The sequence below is a fragment of the Pseudomonas sp. NUPR-002 genome (assembly GCF_056322725.1).
The window spans coordinates 4,792,314-4,806,176 of record NZ_CM150476.1; the positions used below are offsets into that span (position 1 = coordinate 4,792,314).

A 13,863-nucleotide genomic window follows, 5' to 3' on the forward strand; every position below is an offset into this window, starting at 1 on the left:
CATTAGATGAACCGAAGAAGGCAATTGAGAGAAATTCCTGAGATCCTGACACTCTTCAGGCGGTGCAGGCTCAAGGAAGCATAGTGCGCACGTACGCTTGGCACGCTCGCAGAGCGATTAATCCTTCGTCACCGTCTCCGGTGATGACGACAATTCGTTGAGCATGCGCTGGGTCAAGTTCGCCTCGCGCGGCTCCATGAACCACGCCGCCGGCGTTGGTGGTGGCTGACACTCCACTGCCACCACTTGGGGTGGCGAGTAGGACTGACAGCCGGAGGTCAGCAGTAGCGAGGCGATCGCGCAGCAGAGAAATATTTTTCTGTGCATCACTAAATTCCTTGAAGTGGGTTTCGTCTAATGACTTGAGGCGAGCCTCAAGCACCTGCCGCCGCCCCTGCTCTCCCTTCTGCCAATCGATCACAGCCATGGCAGCAGCCTCTCGCTCCCGCTGGTAGGCCAATCCCTGGTCGGCCAATTCTTGGCGCACCTCAGCAGCGTCGAGCTGGCTCGCTCCTACGCGAATTTGCTGGGCTCCAGCGACCACCAGCAACGCCAGAACCCACCAGCACCAGCCCGGGACAAGCTTCAGCCAGTTCATGCTGCCTCCAAAAACAGCATCCGCTCGGCCTCGCGGCGCCGCACCAGCCCTGGCAGCACCTTACCGCCCGCCTTGTTCCAACGTGGGAATTGCTCGGCGGCGCCGGCGTAGTCTCCGGCATTGAGCTTGCGCAGCAGCGTCGACGACTCAAGATTGGCCGCGCCGAGGTTGTAGGTGAAGCTGAGCAAGGCATCCCACTGATTGGCGTTCAGCGGTACCGTCACCAGGCGCGAGACTTCCGGCTCGAAGCGCTGCACATCATTGAGCAGCATGCGTTCGGCCTGTTCCTTGGTGACCGACATGCCAGGCTTAACCCCACGGGTGGCGCCATAGCCGATGGTCCAGACGCCGACGGCGTCCCGATAGGCCAGCGTGCGCAGGCCCTCAAAGGACTTGATCAGGCTTAAGCCCCGTTGCGATGTACGCATTCTCTTTTCTCCAGGCAAAAATAAACCCGCTCGATGGCGGGTGCTTTGGGTGCGGTAAAAGTCAGGCCGGTGGCGCTGGCCAGTCGATTGTGTCGGGGTAGCCTGGCTGCTCAGGTACGCGAATGAGCGCGATGCGGTATTTCTTCCAGGCCTTCAGGGTATCGGCCTCAGCAGTGGTGGCCTCTTCAAGGTCCACGGCGTCCTGCAGCGGAGCAATGGCAGCATCGGCGACCCGGCGCAGGGTCAAGGCTTCTTGCTCAGCGTCCTTGACCTTCATCAGCGGCAACATGGTAGCGATCTCTTCATCACTGGCCTGCCACCAACCGACCGCGCCATATTTGGCATGCACCAGCGTGGTTCCATCGGTCCAGTGAACCGCCCTGGGCAATGCTGAGCGCAGTAGTGAGACCAGTCAGAGATGTAATGTCACTGTTTGAACCCCGCGCTGCCGCTCCGATGTTCTGGAGCAGCGTAGGCACAGAGGTAGCCCCGCCGAACAATGCCAACGTACCGCCAAAATCGTTGACGATCTGACGCAGTCGGTCCGCTGATTCCTTCACGTAACCCTGCATTGGCGCCAGACCGTAGGAGCCGCCAGCAACAGTGGCCCCCTGGTACGCAGGCAGAATGCTGAGCACCATAGCGCTGGTGATGTTAGTCACTTCGTACCAGCGGCCATCGGGCCCCTGAAGCGCATCGCCAACCCGGGCGTTCGCTGGAAAGTTGGTGCCAGTACCGGTCACCGTCGTTTGGCCGGCCGTGATCGCGACCGTGCCTGTTCTGTACCAGGGCATGGAAGATCTCCAATTTGAAAAGTGATTTAAAGGGGTTTCATTGGGCGGGAGGCAAACAGCGTGCCGGCCGGGCCGGAATATCCGGATACTTGCCGAAGAAGGTGGTGCCGTCGCTCTTATTCTTCGTATCCCGACGCCCAAGCCGATTCTTGCCGCTAAGCTTCGAACGGTCGCGATTGGTGGTATGAGTTCCGCCGACAGCGTTGATATCAGCACGGTGGTACAACTTGCCTGAGTACCCTTTGGTGCCGTACTCGATGAAGCGTAAGTAGAAGTAGCGCTGATTGTTGAGTTTGCCGCGCAGGCCAATCTCAGCATTCAGGCCGCTGGACGATACGAACGCCGTCAGCGCTGCTGCGGCATCGCCTGTGTCTTTCGGTACCAGGCTTTTCATCGTCCCCAGGATACGGTCAGCTGCCACCTGCATTGCCGGCTTTAGCTCGTTGTCCACGTTCCTGTGAATGTTGTGCAGCAGCCGACGAAGCTTGAAGTCGCCGGACATTCGAGATCGGCGAACCGCCATGGGTCACTCCTTGGCCGGCTCGGCCTTGGCTGGTTTCACGGCCTTTTCTACGACTTCCTCGGCATAGCCGCGGACAATCAAGCCTTTGCCGATATCAGCCGAGACTTCGAAGGTTTCACCCTTCGCACGGTCGCCGACGGCGCCCGAGAGCACACCCAGTGCACGGATTTTCATTGTTCACCTCATGGGTTCGGGACGCTGGAGCAGAGCAGCCGCAGCATGTCCCGTTCGTTGTTGGGCAGCGGGGCCTCGACTTTGTAGGTCTTGCCCGTGCGTTTTTCGGCTAGCCGCCAGCCGGCCTCGATGTCCGACCGAGGGCGGATGCGAATCTCGGCGCTGATCACCACCTGCAACTGCTCGGCCACAGGCGAAACCCGGCCGGTCGGAGTAGTGACCTCCGCCCAAATCTCACCCGCCTCCAGCCAAGTTTCATCAAAGCCGCCGGAGCTGTTCTGCTCCCTGTGAAGCTTGAGCACCCGGCAGCGGTGTCGCATGGGTCCGGCTCTCATCAGAAGCGTTTCCTGTACCAGAGCAGCCTTTCGACTGCGAGAGGCATGGCGGTGGCGATGGTGCCCACGGCCACGGCCTCGCGATTGGCGTACCAGTGACCGACCAGCAGCAGGACTGCCTGCTCGACATCGCTGGTCAGCCCCATTTCCTCGGGCTCAACTGGGTCTGTTTCGACCAGCTTTCGGTCGCAGTGCTGCTCGACGTGTGCCTTGGCCGCTGCGACGTAGCCGCCAATCAAGACATCTTCTTCGTCGCCGTCGACCCGCAAATGCATCTTCACGCTAAGCAGGTCGAGCATCTACTTGGCCTCTTTCGGCGCGACTGGCTTGGCTTCCTTGGGCTTGGCCAGCCGCGGCTTACCATTGGCATCGATCTCAACTGCCAGGCCCTTACCGATCAGTGTGTGAGCGTATTCGTCATCGGCTTCTTCGAAAGTCGCGCCGGCCTTGATCTTGTTGGAGTCGGCGCCCAACAGCGCGCCATTACCAACGAAGCCCCACAGAATCTTGATTTTCATGCTGCCTCCAGAAACGAAGAGGCCGGCAATGCGCCGGCCTTCGTTGGGGTTGGGTTACACGCCAGTCGGGAACCGGCCTTTGAGTGACCGTACGTAGGTGATCCTGCACCTTTAGTAGAGCGTCGAGCTCCTCATCTGCCCGCACCATGTCGCGGATCGGGATATAGGAGTTGTCAGCGATTTCCTTCGTCGGCGCCAGGATGATGAACTCACCCGAGGGCCGCCAATTCAGGATCAATGCCGTGAGCATGATTCCGGCGGCGATCGTGGACTTGCCGTTCTTCTTGCTGATCAGCAGCATGAACTCGCTGACCAGGCGCCGGCCTTCATCCGGGTCGTAGGCCCCGAAGATGGCGGCTACGAACTGATTGACCCAGTCGCGCACAGTCTCCGACATCAGCGGGCTGCCGGTGGCATCGACCATGCGGAGTGCACCGAACACATCGAGGGCTTCCTCGGCCTCGGCCGGGAACAGCGGCTTGAAGGGAATCAGGCTCTGGCGCGCAACGATGCGCTGCTCCCAATCGGGGCATGCAGTTGTCCAGTCCGTCATTTCACCGACCTCAGCGGCCCACGCCGGGCGCCGAACTTACCGGTCGAGGCCTGCTCAGCTTTGGCCTGGGCCTGGTCCTTCTTGCCGCTCTCCCCTTTGCGAGGATGCACGAATGGCATCAAGGCCTTGGCTGCATCGACGCGCAGCTTTGGCTCAGACTCCAGGTCGTTCATCACCGACAGCAGAAAGTCCTTCGGGTCGCGGTGCAGTAGCGCCTGCATAAGGTCGAAGCCGGCCGGCTCCGGGTCGTCGTGTTCGTCCTTCGCTGGGGCCGACTCGGTCGCCGTCTCAGCCTGCGGGGAGGGTTCCGGCGCATGCTTAGCTTTAACATGCGCTTTAACATCTGGCGGCATCAGACCCAGGGCGCGGAGCTTGGCCAACTCGGCCGCCACATCCTTGTCCTTAACCAGCCGAGACCCCGACGCAGACGCTGTCTTCTCCGAATAACCAGCCGCCACAGCTGCGTCCCGATTGGACGCACCTTCCCTAAGCGCAGCGATGAATGCGCGCTTTCGGGATGTTAAAGCCATTTAACAAAAGTCCTGTGGGGGAAAAAAATCTGTACGTGGGGTCGAGGGCGGTCTAGCTACATGAGAATTACTATCATTTGACCACCCCCTACCCTACCAGCACGTCAATGGCGTGCTTCGATGGCGCCTCAGCCCGCTGCGCGCCATTCTGCTGACGGTCAGCCAAGCAGGCCAGCAGCCTCCTCGGCCTGCTTCACCGAGTCGTGACAGGTCTTGCAAAGCGACTGCCAGTTAGTCTGATCCCAGAAGAGATCCTTGTCGCCGCGGTGCGCGACGATGTGGTCAACGATGTTGGCGGCAGTCGTTCGGCCTTGCCGAGCGCAGTAGACGCACAGCGGGTTGTCGCGCAGGTACTGCTCTCGGGCCTTCTGCCACTTGTAGTCGTAGCCGCGCTGGGAGCTGGTCATGCCGCTCCTCCAGCTGCCTGGTGACACCACCTTGACCCGCGAGCCTGCACTTTCCTTGATCCGAGAACCCAGCGTCTTGAGCCTAGCCATCAGTTACGCCTCAAGGGCGAGCTTGATCATCGCCATAGTCGCGCCGATCAGTGCAGCCGGCGAGCTGGCAGCGAGCGCGAGCACTTCAGCCTCGGCCTTGGCCACCTCGGCCTGCTCTTCCTTCGGCATCTCGCTGACCATGCCCTTGAGTTGGTAATACTCGGCCTTGCTACTGGCTTGGCTCATTGCGCTCTCCAGTGGTGATGCCGGCCTTCTTGGCCAGGAACTGTGTATACAAACCGAAGCCAGGACGCAAGCGGAAAGACCCGCCATCTCTACGGACTGTGGCCTAGCATGTTTTCCGCGCTGCCCGTTATTTAGTTTGCAGCCTTAGTAAAGCCGTCCTTTACCCAGATGACGATTCTGCAAACGATGAACGGGCTTAAGTACGCAGCTAACGAAATAGCCGCCGTGTATGCAAGATGATCAAGGCGCATATCTAGCCATTGAAGCGGCGTTTTACCGATGAAAAATAGCCAGCCAATAACCGCTATAAGCCCTACGACAATACATACTCTGCGAATCCCTTCCGGCAAACTAAACATCTTCACTCCTTTGATAACTTGCACTGATTTGAAAATTGAAATTAACCAAGCTTTTCGGCGAGGTCCTGCGGGCTGAGGTGGGTGTAACGCTTGAGCATTGCCAGTGTTTTGTGGCCAGTGATACTCGCGACCTCCATCATGGTGAAGCCGCGCTCGAAGAATCGACTGGTCGCCTCGTGACGAAGATCATGAAGGCGCAGCCCTTCTATTCCAGCAGCCTCACAAGCCCTGGGAAAGTAGTTGCTGATTGTGTTGAGGGCTAGATTGAAGTATCGGCCGCCGTTGATCGGCGTGGGTAGCCCCTCGAGCAGAGTGATTGCCCGAGAGGACAGCGGTACCGCCCGACGCTCACCGTTCTTCGTGTCTTCTAGGTAAGCGACCTTGCCTCGCACTTGGTCGCGGCGCAGCAGCAGCAATTCAGATCGGCGCATTGCCGTCTCTACCGCCAATTCAATGAACACCGGAAGCTGGGCATTCATCTGACCTGCAGACTTGTAGAGAGCAGTGAGCTCTGCTGGCGTTGGGCGCCGATCACGCTCCTTGCTGCCCTTCGGCATGCGGATCGCCCGGCACGGGTTGGTCAGTCCTTCAATGCCCCATTCCTTGGTGGCCACCGTGTAGAGATGGCTGATCACGGCCAGGTTGAGGCGTACTGTCGCCGTCGACTTCCCTTCCTTCAGTTCGGCATCGCGGTAGGCCGCCATGTCGCTTGAGCGGATGGCTGCCAGACCTTTGGTGGCGAGCTTGTGCTCCTTCCACTTCTTGATGCGGACCTCTTCCTGCTTGGCGCCCTTCTTGGTCGAGGTCACCTCGGACAGGTATCGGTCCAGCGCCTCGGCCAGGGTAGTGCTCTCGGCCTCGCGCATATCGACAAAGCGCGCACGCGACATATCACCTTCGATCTCGGCAGCCCAGCGCTGAGCTTCCGCCTTAGTGTCGAAGGTGGCGGAAAGAGTTGGATATCCTTTTCTGCGGATCTGGGCGCGCCAGGCGTCCCCGCGTTTCTCGTAGTAGGCCATGGCGGGGATGATAGCGGACGCTTGGGGGAATATCACCCTCCCCCAATTCCCCCAAATTTCCCCCAAACGAAAAAAGCCCCGAGGGCTATAAGCGCTCGGGGCCTTTAATATGGCGGAGAGATAGGGATTTGAACCCTAGGTACTGTTGCCAGTACAACGGATTTCGAATCCGTCCCGTTCGGCCACTCCGGCATCTCTCCAGTGGCGCGCATGATACCAGCAGTTTGCCGAAAGGCAAAGCCTGTTTGCGAAAAAAATTCGCGTGGTATCAGGCGCTTGCGTGAACTTGCCGCTTACAGCGGCACGCCCAGGCGCTTGGCAACTTCTTCGTAGGCTTCGATAACGTCGCCCAGACCCTGACGGAAGCGGTCTTTGTCCATTTTCTTGCGGGTTTCTTTGTCCCACAGGCGGCAGCCGTCCGGGCTGAACTCATCACCCAGAACGATCTCGCCGTGGAATACGCCGAACTCCAGCTTGAAGTCGACCAGCAGCAGGCCTGCGTCGTCGAACAGCTTGTTCAGCACTTCGTTGACCTTGAGCGACAGGGCTTTCATTTTTGCCAGTTGCTCAGCAGTGCCCCAACCGAAAGCCACTACGTGGGATTCGTTGATGAACGGATCGCCTTTCTCGTCGTTCTTGAGGAACAGTTCGAAGGTCGAAGGCTCGAGCTTGATGCCCTCTTCCACGCCCAGGCGCTTGACCAGGCTACCGGCGGCGTAGTTACGCACAACGCATTCAACCGGGATCATGTCGAGCTTCTTGACCAGGCACTCGTTGTCGCCCAGCAGTTTGTCGAACTGGGTAGGAATGCCGGCTTCTTCAAGCTTTTGCATGATGAAGGCGTTGAACTTGTTGTTCACCATACCCTTGCGGTCGAGCTGTTCGATACGCTTGCCGTCGAACGCCGAGGTGTCGTTGCGAAACAGCAGGATCAAGCGGTCAGCGTCGTCAGTTTTGTAAACCGACTTGGCTTTGCCGCGGTAGAGTTCTTCACGTTTTTCCATGATGGGCTCCGCTTGCTAAATAAGATGGGCTAGACGATTTCGCGCCAGTCGAGCCCGCAATCCTGGTTGGCCACTTGCAGCCAGTCCGGGTCGCACCCGAGGGTGTCGACGAAACATTGCCGGGCCAGCTGTGGCTGGTTGTTCTTGCTACTGAGGTGGGCCAGCACCAGATGCTGCAGGTTCTGCCAACCCAACTCCGACACCAGGCGCGCGGCCTGATGGTTGTTCAAATGTCCGTAGTCGCCACCCACCCGCTGCTTGAGAAACATCGGGTAAGGCCCGCGTCCGAGCAAGTCGCGACAGTGGTTGGCCTCGATCAGCAAGGCATCCAGGCCCTGGTAACGTTCCAGCAGCGCGGCGTCGTAGGAGCCAAGGTCGGTCAGTACGCCGAAACGGCGGCTGCCGTCGTCAAACACATACTGCAACGGCTCCAGCGCGTCGTGGCTGACACCCACCGCCTGGATACACAAACCACCGATCTGCAGGTGCTCATCGGCTGCCAGAAACCCTGCTGCCTCAACCGGTTTGCGCATGCCCCGCAGGGTGCCGCGGCTCAGGTAGACCGGTACATTGTAGCGCCGTGCCAGCAACCCGACCCCATGCACGTGGTCGGCATGTTCATGGGTCACCAGCACCGCACTCAACTGCTGGGCTGAAACGCCGAGCAGCGCCAGGCGCCGCTCGGTTTCGCGCAGGGAAAAGCCGCAATCAACCAGAACAAGGGTATTGTCACTGGCGATCAGCGTGCCATTTCCCTGGCTTCCACTTCCAAGTACGGCGAAGCGCACTTAACCCAGGTTGTCCTGAATCACGCTCAGCACGCGACGGGCAACATCTGCCGGGGCCACGGTGTTGATGTTCTTCTCGACAGTAACCTGGACGCTGTCACCGACCTTGCTCAGACGCACCTGGTAACGTTCGGCACGGGCTTCACGCTCTTCAGCGCTTGGCGCGCTGCCGAACAGCTTGCCGAAGAAGCCAGGCTCCTGGTCTTTGGCCTCGGCTTTTTCAGCCAGGTTGATGTAGTACAGGCCCAGGCTGCGGTTGATGTCTTCAATGCGCCATTCGCCCTGCTCCAGCGCCCGGCCCACACTGGACCAGGCACGGTCAAGGTCGGCGCCCAGGTTCAGTACCGGGTTGCCGCTGCCGTCTTCGCTCAGGGTTACGCGGCTTGGTGCGTCGAAATCACGTGCAGCGAGCAACGACACCGAACCGCCCTTCTCGGCGCTGCGGGTCATGCTGGCAAGCATTTCGTCGACCAGCATGGCGTCGACACCGGTGTTCTGCGAACTGCTCGGGAACGCCGTATCAGCCGTGCTGCCCGCCGGGCGCTCGATGCTGACGATGTAGACTTCACTGGTGTTGCGCTGAACGCCTGGCTCGATGCGCACACGGGCACGCACTTCGTTGTCACGGCTGCTCGAGGCACTGGCCAGACGATTGGCCATGGCACCGGAAAGTTCGTCAAAACGCTGCCAGGTGGTGTTGAACTCACCGGTTTGCGGACGTTCTTCAGCGATACGGAAACCGTTGTCTTCAAAGAACTGCCGGGCCACTGGCCAGACTTCGGCCGGCGAACGCTGGGCCAGTACCCAACGGCTGCTGCCGCTCTTCTGCAGGCTGAAGTCGCTGATGTCGGCGCCTGCGCTCAACGGCTGCGGACGTGGCACCTCGAACTCGCCCTTGACGTTGTCATCGGCGACGTTACGCGGGATCGGCAACAGCGGGTCAAGGCGCTTGGCGCTGCTGATGTCCGGTGGCAGCTGCATCGGCGCCTTTTGAGTGGCCTCCAGGTAGTCGCTGCCGCGGTCACGGAAGTAACCCTCTTCGCCCCACAACCAGCCACAACCGCTGGTGCTGGAGATGATCAAGGCAAGGGCGGAAAGTCCAGCCAATCGCTTCATGCGGTGTACGTCCTCAATTAATACTGCAGGCCGCACTGGCGCATCGCCTGGCGTACCGTGTCGTGACAGGATTCGCTCAGCCAGGTCAGCGGCAGGCGGATGCCTTTGTGCATCAGGCCCATTTCCACCAAAGCCCACTTCACCGGAATCGGGTTGGCTTCGATGAACAGGTCTTTGTGCAGCGGCATGAGTTTTTCGTTGATTGCGCGAGCCTTCTCGGCATTGCCCTCAAGGGCGGCCTCGCACAGATCGGCCATTTCGCGCGGGGCGACGTTGGCGGTAACAGAGATGTTGCCTTTGCCGCCCATCAGGATCAGCTCGACAGCGGTCGGATCATCGCCAGACAGCACGATGAAGTCCTTGCTCACGCCGTCAAGGATGGCCTTGGCGCGCTTGAGGTCGCCGGTGGCTTCCTTGATACCGATGATGTTCGGCACGGTGGACAGGCGGATCACCGTCTCGGCCTGCATGTCGCAGGAGGTGCGGCCGGGAACGTTGTACAGAATCTGCGGGATGTCGACGGACTCAGCGATGTGCTTGAAGTGCTGGTACAGGCCTTCCTGGGTCGGCTTGTTGTAGTACGGTACTACCAGCAAGCAGGCGTCGGCGCCAGCGCTCTTGGCGTTGCGGGTCAGGTGCACGGCTTCGGCGGTGGAGTTCGCACCGGTACCGGCGATCACCGGAATAGGCTTCTTGCTGTGCTTGACGCGCTCGACCACGTGCTTGATGACCAGGATGTGCTCTTCGACATCCAGGGTCGCGGACTCACCGGTGGTGCCGACTGCAACGATCGCATGGGTGCCGTTTTCCAGGTGGAAGTCTACAAGTTTGTCGAGGCTGTCCCAATCAAGACGCCCTTGTGCATCCATGGGTGTGACCAGTGCCACCATACTGCCCGCAATCATGAAACTGCTCCTGCCGGAAAAAGAGAGCGGTAATGGTACTGGCGCCAAAGGCCTTGCACAAGCGAAGCTGGAGGCTTGAGCATTCCCCTCGGCGGCCATTTTCGCTACCCTTCTCTCTTTGATCGGTACACAGCGGCCCGCCGGGCTGCCGACAACCTGCGCAGGCAGTGCCCAAAGCCTCGATCCTGAGCCCCGGGACCACGCCCACCCGCCATTCTGACCCGTCAGGTACCGACCGCTCATCGCTTTAGGAATGCTGCATGTCCACCCCCACCATTCGCGAACAATTCCTTGTCATCAGTGCCCTGGGCGCCAACCCCATGGAACTGACCAACATCCTGTGCCGGGCCAGTAACGACAATCGCTGCTCGGTGGTGACTTCGCGCCTGACTCGTCACGGCGAGTGCAGTGCCCTGGTGCTGCAGGTTACCGGCAGCTGGGACGCCCTGGCGCGCTTCGAGGCGGCCCTGCCGGGGCTGGCCAAGAAGCACACCTTCACCGTGAATGTGGTCAGAAGCGCCGAGCTTGAAGTGCGGCCGCTGGCCCTGCCGTACGTGGCCTATGTGAGCGCGGCCTATCGCCCGGACATCATCAATGAGCTGTGCCAGTTCTTCATCGACCACCATGTCGAGCTGGAAAACCTCACCTGCGACACCTACCAGGCCCCACAGACCGGCGGCACCATGCTCAACGCCACGTTCACCGTGACCCTGCCGGCCGGCACGCAGATCAGCTGGTTGCGTGACCAGTTCCTGGACTTTGCCGATGCCCTGAACCTGGATGCGCTGATCGAACCTTGGCGCCCACAGAACCCACTGTAAGGAAATTACCCATGGCCGTTGCACTCGATCAAGCCGTTGCCGACTTCCAGGCCCAGGCCACCAGTGGCCAGAGCGTCAGCCTGGCGCAGCTGAAGGGCAAGCAAGTGGTGCTGTACTTCTACCCCAAGGACAGCACCCCAGGCTGCACCACTGAAGGCCAGGGTTTCCGCGACCAGCATGCGGCCTTTGAAGCGGCCAACACCGTGGTGTTCGGTGTTTCACGTGACGGCATCAAGTCGCACGAGAACTTCAAGGCCAAGCAGGCGTTTCCGTTCGAGCTGATCAGCGACAAAGACGAAGCGCTGTGCCAACTGTTCGACGTGATCAAGCTGAAGAAGCTGTACGGCAAGGAATACATGGGCGTAGACCGCAGCACCTTCCTGATCGACAAGAACGGTGTGCTGCGCAAGGAATGGCGTGGGGTCAAAGTACCGGGGCATGTGGATGCGGTACTGGCTGAAGCTCAGGCCCTGAACAAGGCCTGATATTGATCGCAGCCCCCTGCTGTGGGAGCGGGCTTGCCCCGCGATAGCAGTGTGTCAGCCAGATCGCCTCGCGGGGCAAGCCCGCTCCCACCTGGAGTGTGGGCTTGCCCCGCGACAGGCCTCAACCTCTCCTCAGCCCCATGTGCACATCATCGATAATTGCCTTGGCAAACCCGCTGAGGTAATAGGCAGCCCACACCGTGCTGTCGTCTTCGTCCATAACACCAGCCATGATCAATTTGTGCACGCAGCCAAGCAAGGTTGAAGCCTGCTCCAGCGCGTAGTCACAGGGAACGCCCGGTGCAATTTGAAACAAATCGATAGGTGGCTGCTGGCTGCTGATAAAGGTTGCGATGCCAACCGTCTCAGGGCGCGATTCGTTGTTCATGCCTGCGCCCTCCGTTTCGTGGAGTGGTAAGGGCTGGTAGCAAGAGAAAGTGGTGGGTCGGGGACTAACTTTTTCATGGCGTAACTCCTAGTTCCATCAGGAGCTGCCACCTCTCCTTCTCACAGGAAAGGGTGGCAGCCGTACGCGGGGTGAGAAACCGAGGGAACATAGGAAAACTCGGCCAGACCGAAGTCTGCCCGCGCACGGCCGCCATTAACTGCATGCCGCTATATTCATCATCGGGTTCTCACGCCCGGTCGCCAAAACAGACGACCAGAGGAAATTAGCCCTGATGCACTTTCCGTACAACAGCGAAAAGGCGGCAGCGTGCGTAGGATAGTTCCGAAAGCTATCCGGGGTAATTGTTTTGATGCCGGAATTTATCGCGGGGCAAGCCCGCTCCCACCTGGAATTACTGACTCTGTGGGAGCGGGCTTGCCCCGCGATGCGGTTACAACAACGGCGCAACCACCGGCTCACGCCTCGGCCAGGCATCCAGTACGGCCTTGAACAGCGTCGCCAGCGGGATCGCAAAGAAGATCCCCCAGAAGCCCCACAGCCCGCCAAACAGCAACACCGCACAGATGATCGCCACCGGGTGCAGGCTGACCGCTTCGGAGAACAACAGTGGCACCAGTACGTTGCCATCCAGCGCCTGGATGATTGCATACACCGCCATCAGGTAGATGAACTGATCACCCCAGCCCCACTGGAACAGTGCAATCAACGTCACCGGCACTGTAACCACCACCGCACCGACATACGGCACCACCACCGACAAGCCCACCAGCAACGCCAACAGCGCCGCATAGTTGAGCCCCAGGGCAATGAAGGCGATATAGGTCGCCACCCCGCAAATCAGAATTTCGATGCCTTTGCCGCGGATGTAGTTGGCAATCTGCCGGTTCATTTCTTCCGCCACCCGGGTCATCAGCGCCCGCTCACGGGGCAGGTAACCACTGACCCAGCGCGCAATCACTTCGCGGTCTTTGAGGAAGAAGAACACCAGAATCGGCACCAGCACCAGGTAGATCATGATGTTGACCAGCAGCGGCAGGCTGGACAGCGAAAAGGTCAGCGCCCACTGGCCGAATTTGCCGATTTCGCCGCGCATGGCTTCGATGGCCTGCAGTACCTGCTCATCAGAGACCAGGTGCGGGTAGCGCTCGGGCAACAGCAGCAACAACGACTGCCACTTGCCGAGCATGCCCGGCAATTCGTTGAACAAGGTGATCAACTGATGCCAGAGCAACGGCACCAGCACCAGCAAGAACACCGCCAAGGCGCCCATGAACAGGGTGAACACCAGCCCCACTGCATAGCGGGTCGGCACCCGCAGGCGCTCCAGGGCGTTGACCAGCCCCTGCATGAGAAACGCCAGCACCATCCCGGCAAGCACCGGCGCCAGCATGCCGCCAAGCGTCAGGACCGCGGTAAACGCCAAAAACAACAACACCGCCAGCACCACTGCTTCTTCATCCGAGAAGTAGCGCTGCATCCAGTCGCGAAGCACCTTGAACATTAACAATCCTTAGGAGAGAAAAACTCAGGCTTTACGCAGCCAGTAGGTGTACACACCTGCCTCGGCTGTTTCGAGCAACAGCGTATGACCGGCCAATTTGGCAAAAGTGCGAAAGTCACGCTGCGATCCGGCATCGGTGGCCAGCACCTTGAGCACGGCGCCACTGGCCAGGCGGTTGAGTTCCATTTTTGCCTTGAGCAACGGCAACGGGCAGTTCAGGCCGCAGGCATCAAGTTCGGCGTCATACGTCGGGGTAGTGCTCATCGGGGCTCCGGGCAGGTTCGTTCAAGCTTCGTAGAATACCGCCACTGGTCGCCAAC

The 13,863-nt window shown here is 59.8% G+C and carries 22 protein-coding genes, 1 tRNA gene and 1 pseudogene; 2 read left to right on the forward strand and 22 right to left on the reverse strand.

All coding sequences use genetic code 11. The features are described 5' to 3' along the window. Positions 1–70 precede the first annotated feature (70 nt). The 19 genes and pseudogenes from ACVWSC_RS21935 to dapA all read right to left on the reverse strand — a co-directional run bounded on the left by ACVWSC_RS21935 (position 71) and on the right by dapA (position 10,327). The gene (locus tag ACVWSC_RS21935; RefSeq protein ID WP_442109157.1) at positions 71–598 is read right to left on the reverse strand and encodes a lysis system i-spanin subunit Rz; all 528 of its coding nucleotides are present in this window, start codon (positions 596–598) and stop codon (positions 71–73) included. Next, positions 595–1,026: a lysozyme gene (locus tag ACVWSC_RS21940; RefSeq protein WP_442109158.1), complete on the reverse strand. Its 432-nt coding sequence runs from the start codon at positions 1,024–1,026 to the stop codon at positions 595–597. Before ACVWSC_RS21940 ends, ACVWSC_RS21935 begins: the two co-directional genes overlap by 4 nt. A 61-nt stretch (positions 1,027–1,087) precedes the next feature. Beyond that, a complete protein-coding gene (locus tag ACVWSC_RS21945) occupies positions 1,088–1,375 on the reverse strand; it encodes a tail fiber assembly protein (RefSeq protein WP_442109159.1) in 288 nt (95 codons plus the stop codon). A gap of 482 nt (positions 1,376–1,857) precedes the next feature. Further along, on the reverse strand, positions 1,858–2,343 hold the full coding sequence (locus ACVWSC_RS21950; protein WP_442109160.1) for an HK97 gp10 family phage protein: 486 nt from the start codon (positions 2,341–2,343) through the stop codon (positions 1,858–1,860). 3 nt (positions 2,344–2,346) lie between these two features. Continuing rightward, positions 2,347–2,517 carry a hypothetical protein gene (locus ACVWSC_RS21955; RefSeq protein WP_442109161.1) on the reverse strand — a complete coding sequence of 57 codons (171 nt, stop codon included), beginning with the start codon at positions 2,515–2,517 and terminating at the stop codon, positions 2,347–2,349. A gap of 8 nt (positions 2,518–2,525) precedes the next feature. Further along, positions 2,526–2,852, reverse strand: a complete 327-nt coding sequence (locus tag ACVWSC_RS21960; protein WP_442109162.1) for a phage head closure protein — start codon at positions 2,850–2,852, stop codon at positions 2,526–2,528. After that, positions 2,852–3,151 carry a head-tail connector protein gene (locus ACVWSC_RS21965; RefSeq protein WP_442109163.1) on the reverse strand — a complete coding sequence of 100 codons (300 nt, stop codon included), beginning with the start codon at positions 3,149–3,151 and terminating at the stop codon, positions 2,852–2,854. The genes ACVWSC_RS21960 and ACVWSC_RS21965 overlap by 1 nt, the downstream gene beginning before the upstream one ends. Next, entirely contained in the window at positions 3,152–3,370 is a 219-nt protein-coding gene (locus tag ACVWSC_RS21970) for a hypothetical protein (protein ID WP_442109164.1), read from the reverse strand. A gap of 76 nt (positions 3,371–3,446) precedes the next feature. Continuing rightward, positions 3,447–3,923: pseudogene (locus tag ACVWSC_RS21975) on the reverse strand (terminase large subunit domain-containing protein); the annotation flags it as partial. Further along, on the reverse strand, positions 3,920–4,453 hold the full coding sequence (locus ACVWSC_RS21980; RefSeq protein ID WP_442109165.1) for a terminase small subunit: 534 nt from the start codon (positions 4,451–4,453) through the stop codon (positions 3,920–3,922). The pseudogene ACVWSC_RS21975 and the gene ACVWSC_RS21980, both read right to left, overlap by 4 nt. 158 nt (positions 4,454–4,611) lie before the next feature. After that, a complete protein-coding gene (locus ACVWSC_RS21985; RefSeq protein ID WP_442109166.1) occupies positions 4,612–4,950 on the reverse strand; it encodes an HNH endonuclease in 339 nt (112 codons plus the stop codon). A 3-nt stretch (positions 4,951–4,953) separates the two neighbouring features. Next, complete coding sequence (locus tag ACVWSC_RS21990; RefSeq protein ID WP_442109167.1) at positions 4,954–5,136, reverse strand: hypothetical protein; 183 nt, start codon at positions 5,134–5,136, stop codon at positions 4,954–4,956. A 131-nt stretch (positions 5,137–5,267) separates the two neighbouring features. Continuing rightward, complete coding sequence (locus ACVWSC_RS21995; protein ID WP_442109168.1) at positions 5,268–5,495, reverse strand: hypothetical protein; 228 nt, start codon at positions 5,493–5,495, stop codon at positions 5,268–5,270. Between the two features lie 41 nt (positions 5,496–5,536). After that, positions 5,537–6,514 (reverse strand): tyrosine-type recombinase/integrase, encoded by a 978-nt coding sequence (locus ACVWSC_RS22000; protein ID WP_442109169.1) that lies wholly within the window; start codon positions 6,512–6,514, stop codon positions 5,537–5,539. A 110-nt stretch (positions 6,515–6,624) separates the two neighbouring features. Next, positions 6,625–6,714, reverse strand: a tRNA-Ser gene (locus ACVWSC_RS22005). 93 nt (positions 6,715–6,807) lie between these two features. Further along, positions 6,808–7,518: a phosphoribosylaminoimidazolesuccinocarboxamide synthase gene (gene purC, locus ACVWSC_RS22010; protein WP_028943109.1), complete on the reverse strand. Its 711-nt coding sequence runs from the start codon at positions 7,516–7,518 to the stop codon at positions 6,808–6,810. 29 nt (positions 7,519–7,547) lie between these two features. Next, positions 7,548–8,306, reverse strand: a complete 759-nt coding sequence (locus ACVWSC_RS22015; protein WP_442109170.1) for an MBL fold metallo-hydrolase — start codon at positions 8,304–8,306, stop codon at positions 7,548–7,550. Then, positions 8,307–9,422, reverse strand: coding sequence for an outer membrane protein assembly factor BamC (gene bamC / locus ACVWSC_RS22020; RefSeq protein WP_442109171.1), 1,116 nt, complete (start codon positions 9,420–9,422; stop codon positions 8,307–8,309). A gap of 17 nt (positions 9,423–9,439) precedes the next feature. Continuing rightward, positions 9,440–10,327 carry a 4-hydroxy-tetrahydrodipicolinate synthase gene (gene dapA, locus ACVWSC_RS22025; RefSeq protein ID WP_442109172.1) on the reverse strand — a complete coding sequence of 296 codons (888 nt, stop codon included), beginning with the start codon at positions 10,325–10,327 and terminating at the stop codon, positions 9,440–9,442. A 260-nt stretch (positions 10,328–10,587) separates the two neighbouring features. On the opposite strand from dapA, the gene ACVWSC_RS22030 reads away from it, so the two are divergent. Together ACVWSC_RS22030 and ACVWSC_RS22035 are read left to right on the forward strand one after the other, a co-directional pair. Next, positions 10,588–11,148: a glycine cleavage system transcriptional repressor gene (locus ACVWSC_RS22030; RefSeq protein ID WP_442109173.1), complete on the forward strand. Its 561-nt coding sequence runs from the start codon at positions 10,588–10,590 to the stop codon at positions 11,146–11,148. A gap of 11 nt (positions 11,149–11,159) precedes the next feature. Then, positions 11,160–11,633, forward strand: a complete 474-nt coding sequence (locus ACVWSC_RS22035; protein ID WP_442109174.1) for a peroxiredoxin — start codon at positions 11,160–11,162, stop codon at positions 11,631–11,633. A gap of 121 nt (positions 11,634–11,754) precedes the next feature. Here ACVWSC_RS22035 and ACVWSC_RS22040 read toward each other — a convergent pair whose 3' ends face one another. From ACVWSC_RS22040 to ACVWSC_RS22050, 3 genes are all read right to left on the reverse strand, one after another. Next, complete coding sequence (locus tag ACVWSC_RS22040; RefSeq protein WP_442109175.1) at positions 11,755–12,021, reverse strand: DUF3077 domain-containing protein; 267 nt, start codon at positions 12,019–12,021, stop codon at positions 11,755–11,757. Positions 12,022–12,472: 451 nt separating this feature from the next. Continuing rightward, entirely contained in the window at positions 12,473–13,543 is a 1,071-nt protein-coding gene (locus tag ACVWSC_RS22045) for an AI-2E family transporter (protein ID WP_442109176.1), read from the reverse strand. 24 nt (positions 13,544–13,567) lie between these two features. Continuing rightward, the gene (locus ACVWSC_RS22050) at positions 13,568–13,807 is read right to left on the reverse strand and encodes a sulfurtransferase TusA family protein (protein ID WP_442109177.1); all 240 of its coding nucleotides are present in this window, start codon (positions 13,805–13,807) and stop codon (positions 13,568–13,570) included. Between the last annotated feature and the right edge of the window lie 56 nt (positions 13,808–13,863).